General features: G+C 38.9%; 15 protein-coding genes. 9 read left to right on the top strand and 6 right to left on the bottom strand.

What is annotated here, in order from left to right; all coding sequences use genetic code 11:
• Positions 1-313: 313 nt before the first annotated feature.
• The gene (gene rapA, locus AC5NT5_RS14670; RefSeq protein WP_024595181.1) at positions 314-3,208 is read right to left on the bottom strand and encodes an RNA polymerase-associated protein RapA; all 2,895 of its coding nucleotides are present in this window, start codon (positions 3,206-3,208) and stop codon (positions 314-316) included.
• 305 nt (positions 3,209-3,513) lie between these two features.
• Between rapA and AC5NT5_RS14665 the strand changes: the two genes are divergently transcribed.
• The 3 genes from AC5NT5_RS14665 to AC5NT5_RS14655 are packed head-to-tail and all read left to right on the top strand — an operon-like array spanning position 3,514 to position 9,662.
• Positions 3,514-4,911 (top strand): PhoH family protein, encoded by a 1,398-nt coding sequence (locus AC5NT5_RS14665; protein WP_290193225.1) that lies wholly within the window; start codon positions 3,514-3,516, stop codon positions 4,909-4,911.
• A gap of 51 nt (positions 4,912-4,962) precedes the next feature.
• The gene (locus AC5NT5_RS14660) at positions 4,963-8,760 is read left to right on the top strand and encodes a PAS domain-containing hybrid sensor histidine kinase/response regulator (RefSeq protein WP_494513892.1); all 3,798 of its coding nucleotides are present in this window, start codon (positions 4,963-4,965) and stop codon (positions 8,758-8,760) included.
• Positions 8,761-8,762: 2 nt separating this feature from the next.
• Positions 8,763-9,662 (top strand): diguanylate cyclase, encoded by a 900-nt coding sequence (locus tag AC5NT5_RS14655; RefSeq protein WP_494513893.1) that lies wholly within the window; start codon positions 8,763-8,765, stop codon positions 9,660-9,662.
• Between the two features lie 68 nt (positions 9,663-9,730).
• Here AC5NT5_RS14655 and AC5NT5_RS14650 read toward each other — a convergent pair whose 3' ends face one another.
• Positions 9,731-10,111, bottom strand: a complete 381-nt coding sequence (locus AC5NT5_RS14650; RefSeq protein ID WP_354628964.1) for a DUF3192 domain-containing protein — start codon at positions 10,109-10,111, stop codon at positions 9,731-9,733.
• Between the two features lie 185 nt (positions 10,112-10,296).
• Positions 10,297-11,241, bottom strand: a complete 945-nt coding sequence (locus tag AC5NT5_RS14645) for a D-2-hydroxyacid dehydrogenase (RefSeq protein WP_182712855.1) — start codon at positions 11,239-11,241, stop codon at positions 10,297-10,299.
• 389 nt (positions 11,242-11,630) lie between these two features.
• Between AC5NT5_RS14645 and AC5NT5_RS14640 the strand changes: the two genes are divergently transcribed.
• Entirely contained in the window at positions 11,631-12,764 is a 1,134-nt protein-coding gene (locus AC5NT5_RS14640) for a 1-acyl-sn-glycerol-3-phosphate acyltransferase (protein ID WP_290193223.1), read from the top strand.
• 105 nt (positions 12,765-12,869) lie between these two features.
• Complete coding sequence (locus AC5NT5_RS14635) at positions 12,870-13,115, top strand: DUF1289 domain-containing protein (RefSeq protein ID WP_008170756.1); 246 nt, start codon at positions 12,870-12,872, stop codon at positions 13,113-13,115.
• Here the strand turns inward: AC5NT5_RS14635 and AC5NT5_RS14630 are convergent.
• On the bottom strand, positions 13,112-13,810 hold the full coding sequence (locus AC5NT5_RS14630; protein WP_494513894.1) for a substrate-binding periplasmic protein: 699 nt from the start codon (positions 13,808-13,810) through the stop codon (positions 13,112-13,114). The two genes, AC5NT5_RS14635 and AC5NT5_RS14630, sit on opposite strands and share 4 nt — an antisense overlap.
• Before the next feature lie 119 nt (positions 13,811-13,929).
• On the opposite strand from AC5NT5_RS14630, the gene AC5NT5_RS14625 reads away from it, so the two are divergent.
• The 3 genes from AC5NT5_RS14625 to AC5NT5_RS14615 are packed head-to-tail and all read left to right on the top strand — an operon-like array spanning position 13,930 to position 19,077.
• Positions 13,930-14,133, top strand: a complete 204-nt coding sequence (locus AC5NT5_RS14625) for a DUF3283 family protein (RefSeq protein WP_002962585.1) — start codon at positions 13,930-13,932, stop codon at positions 14,131-14,133.
• Positions 14,134-14,147: 14 nt separating this feature from the next.
• A complete protein-coding gene (locus AC5NT5_RS14620; RefSeq protein ID WP_024596205.1) occupies positions 14,148-14,549 on the top strand; it encodes a GNAT family N-acetyltransferase in 402 nt (133 codons plus the stop codon).
• Between the two features lie 25 nt (positions 14,550-14,574).
• Complete coding sequence (locus AC5NT5_RS14615) at positions 14,575-19,077, top strand: EAL domain-containing protein (protein ID WP_494513895.1); 4,503 nt, start codon at positions 14,575-14,577, stop codon at positions 19,075-19,077.
• 16 nt (positions 19,078-19,093) lie between these two features.
• On the opposite strand, the gene AC5NT5_RS14610 is transcribed toward AC5NT5_RS14615, so the two are convergent.
• Together AC5NT5_RS14610 and AC5NT5_RS14605 are read right to left on the bottom strand one after the other, a co-directional pair.
• Positions 19,094-20,047, bottom strand: coding sequence for an ion transporter (locus AC5NT5_RS14610; protein ID WP_494513896.1), 954 nt, complete (start codon positions 20,045-20,047; stop codon positions 19,094-19,096).
• A complete protein-coding gene (locus tag AC5NT5_RS14605) occupies positions 20,047-22,716 on the bottom strand; it encodes a bifunctional acetate--CoA ligase family protein/GNAT family N-acetyltransferase (protein WP_354628968.1) in 2,670 nt (889 codons plus the stop codon). Before AC5NT5_RS14605 ends, AC5NT5_RS14610 begins: the two co-directional genes overlap by 1 nt.
• A 114-nt stretch (positions 22,717-22,830) precedes the next feature.
• Here AC5NT5_RS14605 and AC5NT5_RS14600 point away from each other — a divergent pair, with 114 nt between their 5' ends.
• Positions 22,831-23,547, top strand: coding sequence for an SIMPL domain-containing protein (locus AC5NT5_RS14600; RefSeq protein ID WP_165744511.1), 717 nt, complete (start codon positions 22,831-22,833; stop codon positions 23,545-23,547).
• The last annotated feature ends 191 nt before the right edge of the window (positions 23,548-23,738 follow it).

Here is a 23,738-nt window from a genome sequence, read left to right as displayed (position 1 = left end):
CCTCAAAAAGACTAAAATGGAAGGCGAGTAGGTTAACAAAAAAACAACTTTATGCAAGGGAAAATAAACCTATCAACTATCTCACAGAATAGTTGTATAGAGTGCAGCTTGAGTTTTTAGATACGGTTATGTTGGGCAAAATCAACAGTCCAACAAAGGGCTTAATATATAGCTAGAGAGGGTAGAATTGGCTCATAATAAAATAAGAACGCGTGGTTTTTAAATGAAATTTAAAAAGATACAGCTATTTATATCAATTAAGCTTAATAGCCGACTCTAAGTTTACTCTGGAGCCGGCTTAAAAACTAAATATTTAGTGTGAAACCACTATTAAGCGAATTGCATCAAGTTGTAACTGCGTTTTTTCAATATACGTAGTTAGGTCGTTACGTTGCTTATCGTAGAAGGTAATTTCTTCTTGGCGAATATTCGGATTAATTTGCTTAAGGGCAACAAGTCGTTCTTGCTCTTCACTGAGTGACGTTTGCATTTTAGCAAGTGACGCTGCGCGAATAACTTCAAGTTTTTCTTGTGCCATATCTTTAGCGGTAGTGATCATTGGGTGGACAGCGCTTTGCAATGCACCGGCAAGTTTACTTGCTGTTTGGCGGCCTACGGCTGATAATTGCTGATTAAAGCCTTCAAATGCCACGTTTTCACCTAGGTTATTACCTGCTTTATCGAGCAATATACGAATTGGTGTAGGCGGTAAAAAGCGACCAACTTGTAATACTTTTGGTGCCATTGCTTCTGCAACAAAAATAAGCTCAACAAAAAAGGTGCCAGGCGGTAACTTTTTGTTTTTAAGTAAAGCCACCGATGCGCTACCAAAGTCGTCGTCACAAATCATATCCATGGTGCCTTGCACCATAGGGTGATCCCAGCTGATAAAGTGTACATCTTCTTGCGAAAGTGCCGTGTCGCGATCAAAGGTAACCGTCATACCGTCTTCTTTAAGCGATGGGAACGATGCATTTAACATATGTTCCGTTGGCTTTAAGATAATGGTGTTTTCGCCTTTATCTTCTTGGCTTACGCCAAATGTGTCAAACACGTTGATCATGTAGCTTGGCAATTCAAACTGGTTATCGAGTTTTTCGATATCAGTCACAAGCGAGTCAGCAGCACCTTGACCCGATGAATGTAGTTCTAATAAACGATCTCGTCCGCTTTCCATTTTTTTACGCAGTACTGCATTTTGTTGTGCTACTTGCTCAAGTAATGGATCGAGTTCGTCTTCATCGCAGTTATGCGCAGAAATATACTCAAGTAGGTCATCACGGAACTCTTTATAAAGCATTTGCCCCGTTGTTGATGTAGATTCGAATGCATCTAGACCTTCGTTATACCAACGTAGCAGTACTTCTTGAGCGGTGTTTTCAAAATATGGCACATGAATGTTCACATCTTGTGTTTGGCCTATACGGTCTAATCGACCAATACGTTGCTCGAGCAAATCTGGGTTTAGTGGTAAATCAAACAACACTAAGTGATGCGAGAACTGGAAGTTACGACCTTCTGAGCCAATTTCTGAACACAGTAATATTTGTGCATTATCGTACTCGTCTGCAAAAAATGCAGCAGCGCGGTCACGCTCAATAATAGACATGCCTTCGTGAAATACCGACGCTTTAATTGCTTCGCGTTCACGCAGTATTTGCTCAAGGCTGATAGCTGTTTCAGCTTTAGCACATATAAGCAGTACTTTTTCGCGCTTAAGTGTTTTAAGGGTGTCGATTAACCAATCTACACGTGGATCGAATAAACCCCAGCTTGCGCTTTCGCCTTCAAATTCTTGAAATATTTTTTCAGGAAACAGAGCACGGTGTGCACTTAGTTCAGGGTTTTGAATGCCGCCCATGTTACCAAGAACCGACATAGCCGTTTTATACTGCTTTGGCAATGCCATTGGGTAGGCGTGTAATTTACGACTAGGGTAGCCATCAATGCCGCTGCGGCTATTTCTGAATAATATACGACCTGTGCCGTGGCGATCGAGTAGCATGTTAAGTATTTCTTTACGCGCTGGTAAATCACCTTGCTGTGCTTTTTCAAGAATATCAGTAATGTCGGTTTCTTTTAATAGCTCAATTAGCGTGGCTTTGGCTGCGTCGTCCAGAGCTTGCTCTTGCAGTAATTGATTTGCAGCTTGCGCTACGTCTTTATAATTAGCTTCTTCTTCTTTAAACACGTCGTAGTCGTAAAAACGATCCGGATCGAGTAATTGTAAACGCGCAAAGTGACTGCTGTGACCAAGTTGATCAGGCGTTGCGGTAAGTAAAATAAGGCCCGGAATATCTTGACTAAGCTCTGCCATACGTTGGTACTCTGAGCTTGGCTTGCCGTTATTGATGCTTAGATGATGGGCTTCATCTATTACTAAAAGATCCCAATCAGCAAGTGTTGCTTGTTCAAACCAACGTTTTTTCTTGGTTAAAAACTCAAGGCTGGTAAGTACTAGTTGCTCTGTATCAAACACGTTTGGAGAATCTGCAAACGCTTCGTCGCAGCGCTCTTCATCAAAAATAGAAAAACGTAAGTTAAAGCGGCGTAGCATTTCTACTAACCATTGGTGCTGTAAGTTTTCAGGCACCACAATCAGTACGCGACTCGCACGGCCACTAATAATTTGTTGATGTAGTATCATGCCCGCTTCAATTGTTTTACCAAGGCCTACTTCATCTGATAAAAGTACGCGTGGTGCAAAACGTTTACCCACTTCTTGGGCAATATAAAGCTGGTGCGGAATAAGATTAGCACGCTGACCAATTAAGCCTTTAATAGGCGATTGCTCACGTTCAAATTTATGTAACCACGTTTGGTAGCGAAGTGTGTAGCGATCAAAACGATCGACTTGGCCTGCAAATAAACGATCTTGTGGTTTATTAAACTTAATAAAATGATCTAAAAAGGTCTCTTTTAACTTGGCTGTTTCGCCATTATCAACACGGGTGCCGTGATAACAAAGTAACTCGCCTTGTACTTCAATAGACTCTACTTCTAATTCCCATTCTTCAACGCTTTTGATCACATCACCAGGATTAAATGCCACACGGGTAACAGGTGCTTCTGCACTAGAATAAACACGGTTTTCACCACTGGCAGGAAATAATATGCTGACCTGACGGCCTTCAATGGCAACAACGGTGCCTAATCCTAAATCTGACTCTGTATCACTGATCCAACGCTGACCTAAGGAAAAATTCATGTATGTCTCGTCTATGATGAAAAAGGCGGCTATGTTACCTGTAAGCTAACACCACTGCAAGGCGCTATTTGGCTCACTTTTAATTAATTTTGTAAGTGTTAATTATTACTATTAAAACAGCTTGTTTATGACTCTTTTTTAGGTAAATCAAAACTAATTACAGTTTGTAATAAAACGGACTTTTATGACAAATAGACTAAACTTACATTATGCCTTAGCAATTAAGTATTGCAGGTTTAAGTTTTGCCCGTTTTACTTAGTTATTTTGGTATAGCATAAAAATCATAAAACGTAAGGAAAGTGCTATGGAAAAAGCTTCGAACCTTGAAAGTAAAATGTATGTGCTAGATACCAACGTACTACTTCACGAACCACTCGCTTATTTGTCTTTTCAAGAACATGACGTTGTTATCCCAATGACGGTGCTTGAAGAGCTTGACCACATAAAAGACAGAAAACACGATGTAAGTCGTGATGCGCGCGTCGCTATTCGTGGATTAGATGAAGTACTTAAAAATGCCACGCCTGAACAAATGCTACAAGGCGTGGCGCTGCCGAGTAACAAAAAGGCAAAAGCGAGCTCTGCAGGTACCCTCATTATTGTAAATGACCATTTATTTGCCGACTCTATTTCTGGTCTGCCGGGTAACGAAAACGACCATCGTATTATTAATTGCGCCGTGTACTTACAAAAGCAGCACAGTGATTCAAAGGTTATATTGGTTACAAAAGACATAAACATGCGTTTAAAAGCCAAAGGCGCAGGGCTTAAATATGTTGAGGATTACCGCACCGACCAACTTATTGACGATATAAGCTTACTCACTAGTGGTTATAAAAAAATTGAAGGTGATTTTTGGGATCATGTAGGGGAGTGTAATACGCAGCAGCACGGACGTGATACGTTTCATCATGTGCCTAAAAACTTAGTACCTGATGTATTTTGTAATGAATATTTACTTGATGGAGGGGAGCAGTTTGCGGCGCGCGTTAAATGCTACGATGACGAGCACATAACGCTCAAAGATATTGGTGTTGAGCGTTTAATGCATCAACAAGCATGGGGCGTTAAGCCCAAAAATATTTATCAAGGGATGGCATTAGATGCACTACTCGATACAAGTATTGAACTTGTTATTTTAACAGGACCTGCAGGGTGTGGTAAAACCTTGTTAGCACTTGCCAGCGCCCTTGAAATGGTCATCGAAAAAGGCATTTACGATAAAGTAATAGTTACCCGTAATACGCCAGAAATAGCAGAGTCCATCGGCTTTTTACCAGGCACGGAGGAGGAAAAAATGGCGCCATGGCTTGCAGCTATCACTGATACGCTGGAGGTATTGCACAAAGGCGACGAAAATCCAATATCGAGTCGAAATTACATAATGGAGAAGGCTAATGTACAGTTTAAATCGGTCAACTTTATGCGTGGGCGTAGCATTCAAAATGCGGTGGTAATTTTAGATGAGAGCCAAAATTTAACGGCATCTCAGCTTAAAACGATTATTACTCGCTGTGGCGAAGGTACTAAATTAATTTGTACAGGTAACTTGGCGCAAATAGATAGTAACTATTTAACGCCAGTAACATCGGGCTTGACGTACATAGTAGAGCGCTTTAAAAACTTTGAAGGCAGCGCAACAATAAACCTCAACGGTGTTGTGCGTAGTCGCTTAGCGTCATTTGCAGAAGAAAATTTATAACTTGCGCTTAACAAATTGGCTCGATAGTCTATCGATTGATTTTCGAGCCAAATGGCAGGCAGTACATTGAATTTTTTACCTCTGAAGCATTATTATCGTTCATTATTTATTGCGCTGTTAGTGCCATTGATTGTCGCTTTTTTACTGTGCTTGCACTTATATAACATAAAGCTTGAGCGGACGGTTGAAAAACGCCAAGCTGATTTTACAAATGTTTCAGCGCAAGTTACCCACGGGATGGACTCGGTGAGTAATCTACTTACCACCATGTTTAACTTATACGAGCAAGCGACTTATCCCAAAATAAACCAAGATTTGCTCGAAGGCATAAATCAATATGATGGTTACTATTATCGTCATTTTATTGATCAAAGTACGGAAATTGTAGGTAAAGGTGAGTTTGCGTTATCTGCTAAGGCATTGATGCAGTGGCAGCAGGCTATTACATTAGGGCCTTCGTTTAATACAACGCTTGCGTTAATGCAGTCGTTATCTGCTGTAGCGTATGTTGATGATAATGGTTTTGCTTATGTAAGCAGGCACAACAAAAGCCAAAGTTTAATGCTTACTGAAATTCTAAATGGAAAATTTAAGCCAAAATTTGCGCAAAACAAACTTACTTCAAGCCCTATTGTTAAAGTGAATGACAATTCGTATTTTGCTATTGGTCGACAACGAAGCACAGGCTCAGCCGATTACATTATTTTAATTTATGATGTTCAAGCAATTTCTGGATGGTTAAAAAAGGTGTCACCGAACAGTGGTGAATACGTTTTTATGAACCAATCGCATCAAATTATCGCCAGCTCTAAACAGATAATAGAGCAAGCGACTGCGTTAAAAAATTATTGGCCAGACTTGGCCGATCATCAGAGTCAAAAAACAGTATTAACTAGTGATAGTAATTACTTTATGCAGCCTATGGATGAGTTACCTATTCACGCCGCATTTTACGAGCACAAACCCCAATTAATAAGCTCAATTAAGTATGAGATATTACTAGAGTTTACTTTTTTAACGCTATTTTTAAGTATTATGTTTGGCGTGTTTTTTTGGTTAAGTCAGCGCATTTTTATAAAGCCGATGACTCACTTAATGTCATACCTTGAGAGTAACGGTACACAACCCCAAGAGCAGCTAAATTACAAAGTACCACTGAGCTGGCAACCTTGGTTTTCTAAAGTGAAACGGGTATTTACTAAAAACAAACAGTTAGTTGATTCATTACAAAGTGCAAATAAAGCTCTGGACGACCAAGTTCAGCTGCAATCAGAAAAACTAAGCCGCAGTTACGAAGCGAAAGAGCGCCACTTAGCTTTACTCAACACTATGCTAAACAGTGTGCCAGACCTTATTTACTTTAAAAACATTGATGGATCATTCTTAGGATGCAATAAAGCATTTGAGGCGTATATCGGTAAAGATCAAACTGCATTAGTTGGTAAATATGTAGATGATTTAGGTGACAATGATCAGCAAATAAATGCGCTTGAAAAACAAGTATTACAAAACAGGAATAGTGTTGAACAGCGAATAGAAACCGATACAAAATCGTATCAACTTACTATTGCACCTTTTTACAACGAGCACCAACATCTGTTAGGAACCATGGGCATTGGTCGCGATATTACTGAACAGCAACAAACATTATTAGCCTTAAAATCATCTGAATCTAAATTTAGAAGTGCAATTGAATTTGCGGCTAACTGCGTGGTTTTACTCTCGCTTGAACACACCATATTGCAAGTAAATAAAGCAGCAAGAAAGCAGTTTTCTGATCAGCCAGTACTCGTTGGGGAGCAGTTAAAAGCATTATTTGATGACTCCCAATGGCAGCAAATAAAAAGCACTTTAGCGCAATTGTTAGATGACAAAAAACGCGTATACCATTTAACGCTTGCTCAAGGGGGCTTAACAAGCTGGTTGCAACTAAGTGTATCGCTTGTATGGGATGAAAACCGCGATCCAGCTTATTATGTTATACACATTCAGGATGTAAGTGCCTTAACTAAATCAAAACTAGATGCCGAACGAGCAACCCTAGCTAAAAGCCGCTTCATAGCCAATTTAAGCCATGAAATACGCACCCCTTTGAACGCTGTTTTAGGGTTGCTTGATATGTTAATTGAGCAAGGCTTAACTCAAAAGCAATTACAACAAACGGATCAAGCTAAGCATGCAGCACAAAGTTTGTTATCAATGCTTAATAGAATGCTTGATTTTGCGCGTATTGAGGGCTCGCAAACCGATTTAAAACAAGCATCGTTTAGCATGGTTGAGCTGGTGGATATTTGTGAAAGCTTAACGGCTCCATTGTGCGAAGGAAAAGGTATTGAATTTGTTATTGATATTGACCCGTTAATAGCACCTGATTTGATATGCGACAGTATACGTTTACAGCAAATATTAGGTAACTTATTAACTAATGCCGTTAAGTTTACAAAAACAGGTTCCATTACTTTAAAAATGGAACTTATTGAAAGCGATAGCCTAGAGCAACAGCATATTTGCTTTAAAGTAATTGATACTGGTATGGGTATAGACGAAGCCGATCAAAGTCGCTTATTCGACGCTTTTACTCAAGGTGATGAATCTTCAACCCGCATACACCAAGGGGTTGGGTTAGGTTTAGCTATTGTTAAACATGCAGTATCGTTAATGGGTGGGGAGATTGCTTTAAAGAGTAAAAAAGGCCACGGTAGCGAATTTTATTTCAGTATTCGCTTTTTAGTTGATACCACTAAAAACACAGTGTTACCGACTAATACATTGGCTATTTTATCTGATCAAAGTAAAGAGCTTAAGCAGGTAACAAATGCATATAACGAACTTGCTAATATTAATTTAGATGAAGTACTAAAATACCCAATTAAGCTCTCTAATACTCAAAAAATAATAATTGATGCAGCTGACTTACCTGCACTTTTAAATGTTGAAGCGATTAATGATTCGTTATCAGCTAAAGAAACATCGGTAATTATTATTAATCATCAGCACACACTTAATTTACCGACAAGCGAGCACTTAGCTGCGCATCACGTTAAAGCATCGGCATTAGGGCAAAGGCTATTTAGTTTGAACTCTCAGCAAAAGCCTATAGTTAATACAAGTGCCGCAGTTCACAGTGCAACTGAAAGTAAAGCTGATATATCGGGTCTACTTGTATTAGCAATTGATGATAATCAGCTTAACTTAGAAATAATTAGCAGTGTTCTGCGCCAAGCAAACGTAAATGTTGTTACGGCTTTAAGCGCATCAATTGGTATGGAATTATTGCAAGTTTTAAAGCCTGACTTAATATTGATGGATGTGCAAATGCCGAAAATAGATGGTTGTCAAGCAACCGCTTTGATTCGTCAACAGTTTGACGCAAAGCAACTGCCTATTTTTGCTTTAACGGCTCATTGCGAGCCTGCTGATGTAGAGCGTTCTTTAAAGTGCGGCATGAATAAACATTTAACTAAACCGGTTGTTGCTAAAGTACTTATTGATGCAATTGCTGATTTAAACTTAGTTAAACCAAGTTTTTTTGAAAAATCATTTGCTTTAACGCAGTTTAGTATGGATGAAAAGCTACTTAATACAATGATTGATAAGTTTGCTAGCTTGTGTGAAACCCAGTTATCGCAACTAGAAGAAACAACCAATAAGGATGATTTGGTACGTTTAGTGCATAGTATCAAGGGTGTAGCAGGTAATTTAGGTTTTAGACGATTATCACATTGTGCTTTATTGTGTGAAAGAACGCTTAAAACAACTAATAAGCCTATTGAGATTACACTACAAGAGCTTATCATACAGCTAGAACAGGTAATTGTTTTTATAAAAGGGCTAGGGGCTAGGGGTTAGGGATGTCGAAAAGAGCTAAAGTACTTATTGTGGATGATGATCCAATCAATAGATTAGTACTTGAAAAAACACTCAAAGCAGAACATGACGTGTTCTTAGTTGAAAGTGGCGAAAAAGCACTGACCTTTGTAAAAACAGCGCAAGTTGATTTAATAATCCTTGATGTAATTATGCCTGGAATTGACGGCTATCAAGTACTTGTGGAGCTTAAAGAAAACCCAATAACTCAGTCTATTCCTATTATATTTATATCAGCCAATCGTAGCCATGATGATGAAGCAAAGGGCTTAGAGCTCGGTGCAATGGACTACATAACCAAGCCATTTAGTCCTTCTATTGTTCGCGTTAGAGTGCGCAACCAACTCCTCATAAAGCAAAAAAATGATTTGCTAGAAATGCTAGCTTCGATAGATGGCTTAACTGAAATACCAAATAGACGCTACCTTGATGAAAACTTATCTCGAGAATGGCGCCGCAGCAAGCGAAGTGGAACACCGCTATCGGTGTTACTTATGGATATAGACCACTTTAAACGTTACAACGATTGCTACGGACACCGTGCTGGCGATGAGTGTTTAAAGAATGTTGCGCAAGCACTTGCAGCTCAATGTGAACGTGGCAGTGACTTTATTGCTCGTTATGGCGGAGAAGAATTTGCTGCTGTGCTACCAGGAATTGATAAGCATGAGGCAATGGAGTTTGCTAATAAATTACGCAATGCTGTAAATGCTTTGAATATAGAACATAAAGCTTCATTAAATGCAGACTACATCACTATAAGTATAGGTATTGCCACTACACAAAGTGGTAAGGAGTATGCTGAGCAAGCATTGTTAGAAGAGGCCGATTTAGGCTTATATGCCGCTAAAGATGCAGGGCGAGATAGAATAGTCGCACGCTAAAAACTTAATATACAAAAAACGCCAATATTTATATATTGGCGTTTTTGTATCGAACTACTTTTTATTGGTTACTGCGTGATCATACCTAAAGCGGTTTCACCAATGCCCACTAACTTATCATTTTTAAATACAAGTGGCGTACATTCATCTTTTGTTGTTTTTGAATCTGAATGCTTGCTATGCGTTACATAAAAAAGTACATGGTATACATCGTCATCTTTTTTTAATAGCTCAGTGAAATTAGGCGTTTTTAATTGCGTTAAAACAGACTGGTAGCTGCTATCCATTTTTAGCTCCGATATAACTTCACGATTATTTTTATGCTGTGCTTGCCAGCTTGATGAGTTTTTCCCTGCCCAATGAGTCTCAGCTTCGCCATCTGATACGGCAATAACACAGCCTGTTAAAAATGGAGCGATTAAAGCGGCTGCTAAAAGTGATTTTTTCATTTTTATTTACCTTAATAAGATTTTTAATTGGTTATTAACTGTATTAAAGCAAAGAGTAGACCATATTGATAAGTTGTTATGAATCAGTTTGTTAAGTGAGTTAAGCTGTTTTTATCTAATAAAATATTAAATATATTAGTAAAAACAGCCATTTTTTAGCTTATTTGATTACTACAATAAAATGATTAAACCAAGCGGTTGCGTGATTCACCTTTAGTAAATGCCGCAATATTCAAACTTACTTCATTAATTAAACGCACAATAGATTCAGTACTTGCCCATGCAATATGTGGAGTAAGTAATAAGTTATTGCCTGTGTAATTAGCAAGTGGATTTGAAGTTTCAGCAGGTTCTTTAGTTAGTACATCAACACCCGCTCCAGCAATTAGGTTTTGCTTAAGCGCTGTTGCTAAGTCGGCTTCGTTAATAATACCACCACGTGCTGTATTAATAATTATAGCGCTTGGCTTCATCATTTTAAGCTCATTAAGTGCGATTAAATCACGTGTTTCATCTGTAAGTGGGCAGTGTACGCTGATTATATCGGCTGTTTTAATGACGTCTTCAAAAGGCGTACGACCATCACGACATTTAACCCCTTTACGCTCTGCAACAATAACATTAGCGCCAAATGCCTCAGCCACTTTAGCAACGCCTTTGCCTAGTGTACCGCCGCCTATAATGGCAAATGTTTTACCTTGTAAGTCGTTAAAGCTGTAATCGAGTATGCAAAACATTTCACTTTTTTGCCATGCGCCTTGCTGGCAATCCGCCTGATAGCGGTGGGTGTTACCCAGTAAGTTAGTAATTAAAGAAAATGTATGTTGAACAACTGAAGGGGTTGAGTAGCCAGCTACATTAGTTACGGCAATACCAAATTCTTTAGCGGCTTCTAAATCAACATTATTAGTACCGGTTGCACTTACGCAAATTAATTTCAGCTGTGTTAGCTGACTAATTGTATCGCGATTCAAAACTGCTTTATTAGTGATTAATACATCAGCGCCTTGGCAATGCTCAATAACTTGCTCTGGGCTGGTAAGCTCATAAGTCGTTAATTTACCAAGTTGTTCTATACACGAAAGAGATGTTTTAGCTAACGTTGCGTTATCAAGAATAGTAATGTTCATTATGAGCCCTAAAATAAGTGGATCTGAAAGAGTTAAAATCGTAAAAAAGAGGCTTACGATCCATCAAAAATCTAAAATATGGGCTTAAGGTACTACGAAAGAAAGGCTTTGTTAATGCTATTACTACCAAATGATTAGAGGGCTATGTAGTAGTGGTCTGCCCACTAGCAGATTGAGAACATGGTATTTTGCTAGACTGATCAGTTTTTTTGCACTTATAAGCAAGCCTGTGGTCATAGAAGGTAATTAAACTCGGCTTTAAAGCAAGTTGCTAAAATAAAAAATCGTTTTTTTGGTTATTTCGCATTTTAGATTGGCTGAGTTATAATCGGATATAGACATAAACGGTGCGCTTTAGCGTGCCGTTTTTTAACATTGTAGATGTAGTAATGAGTGAATTAGAAGATAAATACGCAGATATACGCCCATACAACGACGACGAAGTTGCGGCGTCGCTTACACGTTTGATTAACGATGATGCGTTTATTGATGTAATAGCAAAGTATAATTTACCGCGCTTTTTATCGGCAGTGCCTTTTATTGCGCGTCCAATGGTAAGAAGTCAGTTACGCAAAAAATGGGGCAAAGTAAGCACCGTTGAAGATGTGCAAAATGAAGTGGCGCAATACTTAGATAAACTAGTGAAGCGCACCACATCAAAAGTTACCTTTTCTGGACTAGATCAGTTAGACGCTAATCAGGCTTATTTATTTATTTCAAACCACAGAGACATAGTGCTTGATCCTGCATTAGTTAACTGGGGTTTATATCAGCATAAAATGAAAACAGTGCGTATTGCTATTGGCGATAATTTATTGCAAATACCTTACATTACTGAGCTTATGCGTTTAAATAAAAGTTTCATTGTTAAGCGCTCTGCTAAAGCACCAAAAGAAATGCTAAAAGCATTGACCCAGTTATCGTCATATATTTATGACTCTTTAATCGGTGGAAATTCTATTTGGATTGCACAAAAAGAAGGGCGTGCAAAAGATGGTTTTGATCAAACTGATCCTGCGCTTTTAAAAATGCTGCAATTAAATGGGCGTAAACAAAAGAAAGAATTTGGCGATTATATTAAAGAGCTAAAAATAGTGCCTGTTTCTATTTCTTACCAATATGAACCGTGTGCAATTGCTAAGGCTAAAGAGCTTTATCATAAACAGCATCATGGTGAATATATTAAGTCAGCGGGTGAAGATATTGCCAGTATTGTTGAAGGTTTTAGTTCAGCTAAAGGGCATGTGCATTTAGCATTTGGACAACCAATCGAATCTAAATGTGATAGTGCTGAAGAGCTTGCTAAAACAATTGATAGGCAAATTGTAGATTCGTTTTATTTGCACCCAGGTAATTACATTGCTGGTGGCTGTAAAGAGGCGGTAATAGACTCTCCAGATACAGCGACGTTTGAGAAGCGTTTAGCCTGTGTACCAGAAGAGTTAAAACCGTTAGTGCTGGCCATGTACGCTAAGCCATTTCACCGCAAAACAGAGATAAATACCAATAGCTGTGAGCATTAATAATCCCAGCTCAACAAAATTAAGCAGCAATTAAATTGCTGTTTTTTTTTTGCTCAAAAATAACGCTATACTAATACCTCCTCTTCAACTAGGCGGTACTTATAGATGCAACAAATTGAAATATTTGATATTCCAAGCCCTTGCAAAAGTATTTGCTTAGTTAATAACAGAGGGTATTGCAAAGGGTGTTATCGTAGTCGGGATGAACGCTTTTCGTGGAATACCTTATCGAACGACCAAAAAAAGAAGGTGCTTAGTTTGTGCCAGCAGCGCTACAAGCGCTATCTACAAAAAAAACAGCAAAATGCAGTGCCAAGCACGCAGGCGCAGCAGCAAGGGTTCGACTTTTAAAAGCTCAATCCATATTTGGCTCTTAGTGCGTACACAGTGCCATTGTTAGTTAAGTTAATTAATGACATTTTAAGCTTTTCTACTAAGTTTTTATTACGCTTATTTAAATAATGATAAAGCGGATGAGTACTCAATACTTCTTTTACAAAACAGCCTTGAGGTGACGGGAGGTCATTGTTTTGCATTATAAAGTTAATCATTAAAGCCCCTTGTACTTTCTGCTGAGCAAGCAAATTGAGTTGGGTATTAATGCTTTTAACTTTAATAATATTTCCTGCAAACTGTGTGTTTGCTAAATAATGTTCTTGCACAGGGTAACCGTCAATAATTGCGACACTATCGAGCTGCTCTAAACGGCTAGGCAAACAGTTTTTATATAATACTAAGTCAAACTTAAATAGCTCATAATCAACTCTAATTAAGTTTTCGTAATTTTCTTCAATGCTTGCGTCTCTCCCTAACTGCCCATCAAGTACGCCATTATTTGCAGCGGGCAAAGCATTTTGATGGTTAAAATCGATTATACTTATTTTAAAACCTATATCTGCGTATGCTAATTTTAAAAGCTCTAAGGCATAATCAGCTTGAGGTGTGCTTTGCGGACGGTTAAAAGTAAGGTTGTATTGATGGCTAAAACAAGGTGCAATAAAAAATAAATTTACCAATAATAACAAGATACTAAAACGTCTGTTCATTATCGGTTCCAATTACTACAGAAATAAATAAAATAAGACGCGTATAATAACAAGTAGATTACCTCTTGCCCAGTTTAGAGGGGGAATCAAATAATCTTAAAAGCGAATGAGGAAGTATTGTGAGTTTTAATTTGTGCCTATTACCACGTGAAGAAAAATATCAAATTCAGTTAGATTATGAAGCGTCTTTTTGGGCGTATCAAATTAAGCGTAACAAAAAAACGAGAGAGCAAGTTTACAACACAATCCATAGCCGCCCAATGGCAGAGCAAATGGTTTTGAAACAAAAATTTGAACAGTATTTAGCGCTAATGCTTAGCTAAATATCGATATAAAAATGTATAAAGTTGAAGTGTTAAATGAACTAAAAACCCCACTAGTGAATAAATTTTATAAAAAGCACAGCGTAAGAGGGCGTGCTAATAAACAAGATAAGGTATGGGTTACTTACTATAATAATGAAATAGTGGCAGCATGTAGATTACAAGATAAAACAGAGTTTTTATTTTTATCTACCATGTTTGTTGCGCTGGAACATCGCGGTAAAGGGATTGCAAAACAATTGCTTTCAACACTCTTAAAGTCGCAAAATAGAGAGATAAAGACCTTCGCATATGAAAACGTAGCTGATTTATATTGTGCTATTGGTTTTAACCAGGTGTTAACATATACTCTTGCTTTACAAGTACTTTTTGATACTTACAAACATCGAAATATAGTCGCTCTAGAGTACCCATAATAATAAATAATAATATGGAATAAGCATGAGTAAATGCGTTAATGGGATCATTAGTTGCTTTGTAGTTTTAATAACTATTCTAAGTTGCCAAGTAGGGGCACAAGTAAAACGTTTATCTCCAAGCGAAGGCTTATCGCAAAGCTACGTTAATACAATGCTTATAGACACTAACGGTTACCTTTGGCTTTCGACAGAGGCCGGGCTTAATCGTTATGATGGCTATCAAGTTATTCCAATAAATGGCCCTAATGGTGAGTTAGAAGAGGCGATCATCGATCGTATTTACCAAGACCCTCAAGGACATATTTGGATTGCCTCGTTACTCGCAGGCCTATTTAGATACGACCCCGTAACAGATTCATATCAGCAATTTCTAGAAAAACCTACCAGTGAAGAAGAAATTATCAATCAGTCTGTTTTTAGTATGGTGGCCGTTGATAAAAAAACACTTTGGATTGGGCGAGGCCGCGATTTTGCAAAGCTTGATATAGCAACCGGAAAAATAACAACTATTTTTGAGCTGCCTGCTAAATATAAAAATACCCTTGTGAGAAAGCTGTTTACCTACAATGGTTATATATTTATAGGTACAAGCCATGGTGCATACGTATTTGATATTGCCACAGAGCAAGTTAGACCCCTACAGCACTTAAAAGGTGAAGCTGAACATATTTACCAAAATAATGTTAAGTCGTTCGCATTAGGTGAAAATAAACAGTTGTTAGTAGGGGCGGTACAAGGCTTATACGAAGTTGATATTAGTAACTTATCAAAAATGTTTGAACGCCCAGATTTACCTTTTAAAAGTAAAGTATTACTAAGTGACTTAAATGTTTGGAGCATAGTAAACGAACACGGAACAATAGATTTAGCTACCGACAAAGGCTTGTTTAAATTTGATTTAAACACAAAAGAGATGATTAAAAATACTCGAATAGCCAAAAGTAAGTACACACTTGCCGATACCAGTATTATTGATATGGCTAAAGATAAATCGGGTGGTACATGGGTTGCGACTAAGACTGATGGAGCGTTTTACTTATCTCACGACAGCTATCATTTTAATAATGTCGATGGCACTTTGCTCGGGGGGGATGGTTTATCACATCACTCTATCTGGGGGATTACCGAATATAAAGATAAGCTTTGGCTTGCAACGCATAACGGTATTACCGAGGTTGATTTAAAAACAAATATTGGTAAAGCTTATTTAAAAGACTACAAAGTCGACTTACTCAACACTGAGTTTACCGTATATGAAATAACGCCCTATAAAGATAATTTATGGCTTTATACAAACCGTGGTTTATTTATTTTTGACCCTGTAACGCATCAAGTTAGCGAACCTAAAGTGCATAACCCTGCTGATCAAGAGTTGATTACTGGTAGAGTGCATGGCGTTACATTAATGCCAAATGGAGATCTATACTTTGTGCACTCAGATCATGGGGTATTTATATACAATATAGATTCTCAAGTAATAACGCGTCTGGGTGGCCAGTTTGACCAGTTTGAACCCTTTTTAGCTCATGGCTTTTTACCCGCGTTGAGCAATAAGCCAGACTCGCCACTATTTTTTAATGCTGGAATTTTATATCAAGTAAACCCAAGTGATTTAGCACTTAAAATGATTTACAAAGTGCCAAAGCAGCACGAAAACGTAGCCATTAGCGTGCTTTCTTATTTAATTGATAACAACAATATATTGTGGATATCACTTTCTAATTTTGGCTTGATAGGCCTTGACGCATCTACTTATCAATTAGTACATACAATCGATTTAGAGAAGAATAAATTAGGCACATTGCTTTACGATATGGTGCTAGATGATGATGGCATGATCTGGATGAGTAGCCATAAAGGCATTTGGCGATTAAACCCAGAAACACTTCATTTTCAACAATTTTCTACGTCAGAAGGGCTACTCTCTGCTGAGTTTAATAGTAACGCCATGGCACAGCTCAAAGATGGCCATATTGCGTATGGTAGCTTAAAAGGTTTTACTTATTTTCACCCAATGGAAAACCAAAATTACCAATCACTTATTGATCACGTAAATATTACGCGAGTTGATTTAATGTCACGAGATCTATCGCTTGATTTAAAACAGCCGCTCAACGAAGTTGTGTTAAACCATGATGATATTGGGCTTGAAGTGGCATTTTCGGCTATGGCATTTAGTAACCAAGAACGCATCATTTATGAGTATCAACTCGATAACGGACAAAAAAGTTATACTCGAAATAACAACCGCGTATTGTTTCCAAAATTGAATCCAGGTAATTACCAATTAAAAGTTTGGGCTAAAGACCCCCTGACTGGCGAATATACCTCGCCTGCTATTTTAAAAATAAAAGTAAAGTATCCGCTTTGGCGTGCACCTTATTTTATGGTGCTTTACGCCATGCTGTTTATTGGTTTTGTTGCTATGTGGGTTATGCGCCGTAATAAAATTCAGCGTATTTTATTGGCAGCAAATAAAGAAAGTAAAGAAAGCGAAGCGCGTTTAAAATTAGCACTTGAAGGCAGCGAATCGGGTGTCTGGGATTGGGAGTCGAGCAACCCAAGCATTTACCAACCTCGCTTAGCGAGTGAGTTAGGCTACGAAAGTGAAACCGTAAGTCTTGATGAATATTTATCTAAAATTCATCCGCAGGACAAACAGCTATTTCGCTTAGAGTGGCTTGAGTTTTTATCTACCGATAAAGGCTACTTTAATTGTACATACCGCCTGCGCCATGCAAAAGGCTATTGGCGCTGGTATAAGGATTTTGGAAAAGTCGTTGAGTGGGATGATAAAACACCACAAAAAGTAGCGGGTACTTATACAAATATGACCCGTGAAATGGTGTTTGAAGAGCATGCTTTACTATTTACGGCAGCGTTTGAGCAAACGCGTGATTGGGTGTTTATACTCGATAAAAACTTAAATATTCGGGCTTCTAATAAATCACTGCAAACCGCCTTTAACTTCTCCGCAGAGTCGTTATCTAGCCGGACTTTAAATTTAGGTATATCGCGCAGCAATCGTTTTGATTATTTACGCATTATGCAAAAGCTATCTGTTGGGGAGCATTTTTCGTGCGAAGACAGTGTGGTTTTAGCTAATGGTGAATCGCGTCATGTACTTGTGAAAATAAGTGCAGTGGCCGATAACGAGCAGCGCCTTAATAGTTATGTCATTATTTTAACCGATATAAACGCACAAAAATCAGCTGAAAATGAGCTGCACTTATTGGCCAACTACGATGCGTTAACTGGGCTGCCAAATCGTACATTATTTAATGACCGCGTTGAACACGCCCTTGAACAAGCAAAATTGCATGGATGCAAAGTGGCTTTGTTACATATCAATATTAAACGTTTTAAATACTTTAATGACTCATTAGGGCACGAAGCGGCTGATGAGCTAATTAAAGAAGTTGCTGATCGCTTAAAGTGCTCTTTACGACCATCGGATAGTGTTGCGCGATTTGGTGGCGATGAGTTTGTTGTGCTAGTAGAAGATATTCATCAGATAGAGCAAGTACTTATAATATGCACTAAGTTAATGGATTGCGTGAATCAAAATATTGCGATTAATGGCCAAGTTGTAAACGTTAATTTAAGTATTGGTGTGTCGATATCGCCAGATGACGCAGAGCAAGGCCCCGCACTTTTAAAAGCTGCGAGCATAGCGTTATATCATGCAAAAGACTCTTTAGAAGGGCGCTACCAGTTTTATAAGCAAGAGATGAACCAGCATGTTCAAAGAGCGCTGCATCTTGAATCTCAGCTTACTAGAGCGTATCGAGAAGAAGAGTTTTGTAATTACTATCAGCCTATTATTAATGCTAAGAGCCAAAAAACAGAAGGTTTTGAAGTACTGCTGCGTTGGCCCGAAAATAAACTAGTACAAACTCAAGAGTTTTCGCTGGCTGCAGAGGGGATAGGCTTAATTACAAAAATTATGCTGCAGACCTTTGCGCGCGCTTTATTGGAGTTAAAACAATGGCGAAAAGCCTCACCTAACCTGTATTTATCTATTAACTTATCGGCACTAGATTTTGAGTTTAAAGAACTCGTACCTGAAATTAAAAAAGCGTTGAATAATTCAGGTGTATCATCTGAGGCAATTGTTTTTGAAATAACCGAATCAATATTAATGGGTGATTCAAAAGAAGCGCTGCACAGCATGGAACAACTTAAAAAGTTGGGTTGTAGATTGTATATGGATGATTTTGGTACAGGTTACGCGTCGCTTACCTATTTAAAACGTTTTCCTATTGATGTACTAAAAATAGATAGAAGCTTTGTACAAGACATAGGCATAGACTCTGATGATGAGGCCATTATCCAATCAACACTCGCGCTTGCAGATAGTTTAGGCAAAGAGTGTGTAGCTGAAGGCGTAGAAAGCTCGCACCAACTTGCTTTTTTAAAGGCGAGAGGGTGCAAGCATTTCCAAGGGTATTTATTTAGTAAACCGGTACCTAATACCGAAGTACTCGCGCTTATTAATCGCGATTGGAGTGATATATTCAATTGAGAATAGTCGCACGGATTTAGGGCCTTTTACCGCAGTGTCTGCAAAACAAATGGCTGTTATGCTCATTTAACTGCGTTTTAATGGCCTTATTAGCTTCAAGTTTACTCAAGCCTAGCTTATGGCGTAGCTCTTCTAGGTGTACTTGTTGGGTGTCATTAAGTGTGCCATCTTGAATTGACTCGTGCACAGCGTCTTCAAAAAACTGACGGCGTTTACGTATCTGTTCTGAAAAACTAGATGCCAGTAATCCGGTAGGAATAGCGACCATACCCATGCTCAGTAGTGTGATAACGCCACCGAAAAACTTACCCAATGGCGTTATAGGTACTACATCGCCATAACCAACGGTTGTTAGTGTTGCCATTGCCCACCACATTGCCGCAGGAATAGAGCCAAATTTATCGGGTTGTATGTCGTGCTCAATTAAGTAAATTCCGCATGAAGCTAAAATAAGCACGACGGCCATAATAAAAAATGCCGCTAGGAGTGAGCTACCTTCATCCATAAATGCTTGTAACAATAACTGCATTGCACGGGAGTAACGAGTAAGTTTAAAGACGCGCAATAACCTAAGTACGCGTAAAAAACGTAAATCGAGCGGGAATAAAAACATCATTAAGCTAGGTAAAATAGCAATTAAATCAATAAGTGCCAGTGGCGATAAAAAATATTTTAATCTGCGTTTACTGTTCGAGCCTTCCATTGCTACATATTGTGTTTTATCTATACAGGCCCAAAGTCTGGCTAAGTATTCAACAGCAAAAATAGCGACAGAGACAATTTCTAAAACTAAAAATTCGTCATAATATTTAAGCGCCACACTGGGAATAGACTCAATAACAATGGCTATAACGTTAGCCATAATTAAGCTAATAAGCATAATATCCAAAATATGCCCAGCACGGTGATACTCTCCTGTGCCTTCAAATAGGCAAGCCATTTTTTGTCTTAAAGTTTGCGGATTATTCATTATTTAAGTTTAAGCACCATATTAATACTGCCTTCTTCAAAGTCGCGACTAATTTTAAACCCCAGCTTTCTGGCAAGCTCAATCATACCTGTGTTTTCTGGCAGAGTAATACCTTCAACCGACTCTACACCTTGGCGTTTGCAGTGGTTAATTGCTGCGCTCATTAGTATGCGACCAAGTCCCAAGCCTTGGCAGTCTGATCGCACTACAATGGCAAACTCAGCATGTAAGTTATCGGGGTCCATAATAACGCGAGACACACCCAGTGTTCGGGTTTTACCTTCAAAGCGTTGGCAAACAATAAACGCCATTTCGCGGTCATAATCAATTTGCGTCATTTTAGCGAGTTGGTCGTGGTTAAACTGTGGAAGCTCGCCAAAAAAGCGTTTATATCTGTCTTCTTTGTTAAGTGACTCGTCAAATACTTTATGAGCTTGTTCATCTTCTGGTTTTATCGGTCTGAGCGTAGCTTGAGTGTTGTTTTTAAGTGTTACCACTTCAACAAGTTCAATAGGGTAGGGACGAATAGATAAGCGCTTACGATTGCTCTGAGCTTGATAGCGGTTAAGTGTCATAGTGGCATCGAGCACTAAAAACTGTCCATTGCTGGCAAGTATAGGATTTAGTTCCATTGAGCTTATATCGGGTTGATCAATAACTAACTGAGAAATACGCGTTAGCAGTGCACATAAACGATACTTATCAACTTTTTCGGGGAGTATGCGCTCCTTTAATACGCCTTTATCGTGCGCTGCAGCAATTAAATACTTTGCCAAGTTCATATTCAGTGGAGGTAGAGCAACGGCGGCTTGTGCATATTCAAGGCCAGTGCCTGCTTCACCTAATAATATAACTGGGCCAAAATTAGGCTCGGTTTTAATAGCAATTCGCAGCTCATTAGCGCCTGCTCGCGGCGCCATTTTTTGTAATGAAAACCCTTCAATAACAGCATCCGGATACGTATTTTTAATACGGATAAGCATCGCAAAAGCAGTTTGTTCAACCTCGTTGGCGTCGTTTAAGTTAAGTACCACACCACCTACTTCAGACTTCGAAGCAATACTTGGGCTAATAAGTTTCAGCGCGACTGGAAAACCAAGCTCAATGGCTTGCTCTTTGGCTTCTGTTGGGGTGTAAGCCACTTCAGTTTGAATGCATTTAATACCATAGTGGTTTAATACTTGGCTTGCCTGATGAGTAGGTAAGTAGCTTTGTCCATCATCTAAAAACTCATTAATAAGGGTTCTAGCTGCCACCTTATTTATTTTAGCGTCATCAGTGTTCGACTCAGGTGTTTGCGTTAAATGCTTTTGGTTACGACGATACGTTACCAAGTGCATAAATGCGCCAACAGCCCCTTCGGGCGTACGATAAGTGGGTATTGCGTTGTTTGAGCACACTTTTCTGGCAGCGTAAGATGCGTCTTCACCCATAAAGTTAGTTATAACGTAAGGGCGCGCCATTTTAGGTAATGTTTGTAAGGTTTCTACAATAATGTTGGCGTAGTCTTCGCTGGGCGCAAGCGCTGAGGGAGTATGGATAATCAGTAAGTTTTTAACTTCTTTTGCGTGCAGTAAAATTTCTAATGCTTGCTTATAACGCGCAGGTGCTGAGTCGCCAAAAATATCCACAGGGTTTGAGGTGGTTTCGGATTGTGGGATGACTTTATTTAGCGCATTTCGGGTTTCAATGCTTAGTTCTGCTAATTTACCGGAGCTTTGAATTAGCTCATCAACGGCCATAACACCTGGGCCGCCACCATTAGTTAAAATTGTCAGTTGTTCTACTTTTAATAATTTTGGATGCATGGCGAGTGTTTGTGTCGCTGCAAATAGCTCTCGTAAATCATTTACACGCAGCATACCCGCTCGTTGAAATAACGCATCGTAAACAGCGTCAGAGCTTTGCTTTCCGCCGGTGTGAATTTCGGCTGCAAGTGCGCCGGCAGTTGTTTTACCTGTTTTAATCGCAATTACAGGTTTACTAAAGGCCGCGGCTCTTGCTGCTGATATAAAGCCACGAATATCTTCAATGTTATCTATGTAGAGTAAAATAGCTTTTGTTTTAGCATCACGACCTAAAAAGTCGAGTAGCTCATTGAAGTTTATATCAAGGCAATCGCCTACTGATACAAAATATGAAAAGCCAATTTCTTTGTTTTTAGCCCAATCTAAAATGGTTGAGCATACTGCTGCTGATTGCGATACAAATGCTATTTTACCTGGGCTTGCCACGGTATGTGAAAAGCTCGCATTTAACCCAATATGAGGGATCAGCAAGCCTAAACAGTTGGGTCCAAGCAAAGTAACTTGCTTGGCTTGAGCGCATGCTTTAAGCGCGCTTTTTTGCTCCCCAGACAGCCCATCGGCAATAACAATAGCGGTTTTACAGCCAAGCTCTCCAAGCTGCTCAATAATATCAATTAAGGTGTTTTTGTTAGTACAAATAACAGCAAGGTCGGGTACTTTTGGTAAGTCAGCAATAGAAGGGTAAGCAAGTACGCCATGTACTGCGCTATGGCTTGGAGTAACAGGCATTATCGGCCCTTTAAAGCCACCTTGAAGTAAGTTGCGCATAACCACAAAACCAGCCCGAGTTGATATGTTAGAGGCGCCAATAACGGCCACTGAGCTTGGGTTAAAAAATTGGGTTATACGCTTAAGGCTCATGGTTTTTCCTAGGCTGATTAAATTTTGCGTTATTTATAGTTTCAATGTACCCTGTTTACTGTGTTATTTCGAGCGTCTCGATGCTTATTATTGATATCAATCAAGGAGATTATTGTGAATAAAAACCCCGGTTTTTACATTGTTATAGCGGCTATTTGTTTAAGTATAGGCTTAATTAGCTTAGGGTTTATTTTAAAAAGTACCGCTTTGAGTGTGAAAGGGATGGAACGTACTGTGCAGGTTAAGGGATTGGCCGAGCGAGAAGTAATAGCCGATACGGTAATTTGGCCTCTGCAATTTAGTGATGCCGACAATAACCTTGAAAAATTAGTAAGCCGAGTTGAGAAAAAAAATGATGCGGTAACTGCTTTTTTAAAACTCCATGGTTTTGACAACGATGAAATAACAATAGGTAGCCAGTCAGTTATTGATAAGCAAGCACGTGAATACAGTAATGAAAATCAACAATTTAGATACATAGTGCGCTCAAATATTATTGTTTATTCTGCTGCGCCAGATAAAGTGCAAAACGCGCTGAGTAAAGTAAGCCAGCTTGCTAAACAAGATATCGCAATAGTGCAAGATAGCTACGAAACAAAAGTTGAATACATCTTTACTGGCCTCAATGATGTAAAGCCTGCGATGGTGCAAGAAGCAACTGAAAAAGCGCGTGAAGTCGCTAATAAATTTGCTAAAGACTCTAATTCAAAATTAGGCAAAATAAAAACAGCTCGCCAAGGGCAATTTAGTATCAGTAATCGAGATTCAAACACACCGCAAATAAAAAATATAAGAGTGGTAACCAGTGTTGAATATTACTTAAATGACTAGGGCCTGTTGACCTTTCAGAATTAAAATTTGTTCAATTTAGGTGCGATTTAATCGCGGCGTGAGGTTTGTAACCTAGCGGGCTAAGTAAAAACCGAGCTAAGCTTCCGCGTCCTGCTCACGCCCCTTACCTACATCCATGTAGGCAACAAAGAGTAAATTGCCCCTAGGCAGAACCCTTCGGCAGCGCATGT

The sequence above is a fragment of the Pseudoalteromonas sp. J2K-J599 genome, from assembly GCF_059295115.2.
The sequence above is the reverse complement of the archived record's forward strand: the minus strand, read 5'-3'. Positions and strand labels throughout refer to the sequence as shown.

Bases quoted from the DNA above. Each gene is read 5' to 3' on its own strand.
- rapA (WP_024595181.1), bottom strand. From the start codon at position 3,208: ATGAATTTTTCCTTAGGTCAGCGTTGGATCAGTGATACAGAGTCAGAT.
- AC5NT5_RS14665 (WP_290193225.1), top strand. From the start codon at position 3,514: ATGGAAAAAGCTTCGAACCTTGAAAGTAAAATGTATGTGCTAGATACC.
- AC5NT5_RS14660 (WP_494513892.1), top strand. From the start codon at position 4,963: ATGGCAGGCAGTACATTGAATTTTTTACCTCTGAAGCATTATTATCGT.
- AC5NT5_RS14655 (WP_494513893.1), top strand. From the start codon at position 8,763: ATGTCGAAAAGAGCTAAAGTACTTATTGTGGATGATGATCCAATCAAT.
- AC5NT5_RS14650 (WP_354628964.1), bottom strand. From the start codon at position 10,111: ATGAAAAAATCACTTTTAGCAGCCGCTTTAATCGCTCCATTTTTAACA.
- AC5NT5_RS14645 (WP_182712855.1), bottom strand. From the start codon at position 11,241: ATGAACATTACTATTCTTGATAACGCAACGTTAGCTAAAACATCTCTT.
- AC5NT5_RS14640 (WP_290193223.1), top strand. From the start codon at position 11,631: ATGAGTGAATTAGAAGATAAATACGCAGATATACGCCCATACAACGAC.
- AC5NT5_RS14635 (WP_008170756.1), top strand. From the start codon at position 12,870: ATGCAACAAATTGAAATATTTGATATTCCAAGCCCTTGCAAAAGTATT.
- AC5NT5_RS14630 (WP_494513894.1), bottom strand. From the start codon at position 13,810: ATGAACAGACGTTTTAGTATCTTGTTATTATTGGTAAATTTATTTTTT.
- AC5NT5_RS14620 (WP_024596205.1), top strand. From the start codon at position 14,148: ATGTATAAAGTTGAAGTGTTAAATGAACTAAAAACCCCACTAGTGAAT.
- AC5NT5_RS14615 (WP_494513895.1), top strand. From the start codon at position 14,575: ATGAGTAAATGCGTTAATGGGATCATTAGTTGCTTTGTAGTTTTAATA.
- AC5NT5_RS14610 (WP_494513896.1), bottom strand. From the start codon at position 20,047: ATGAATAATCCGCAAACTTTAAGACAAAAAATGGCTTGCCTATTTGAA.
- AC5NT5_RS14605 (WP_354628968.1), bottom strand. From the start codon at position 22,716: ATGAGCCTTAAGCGTATAACCCAATTTTTTAACCCAAGCTCAGTGGCC.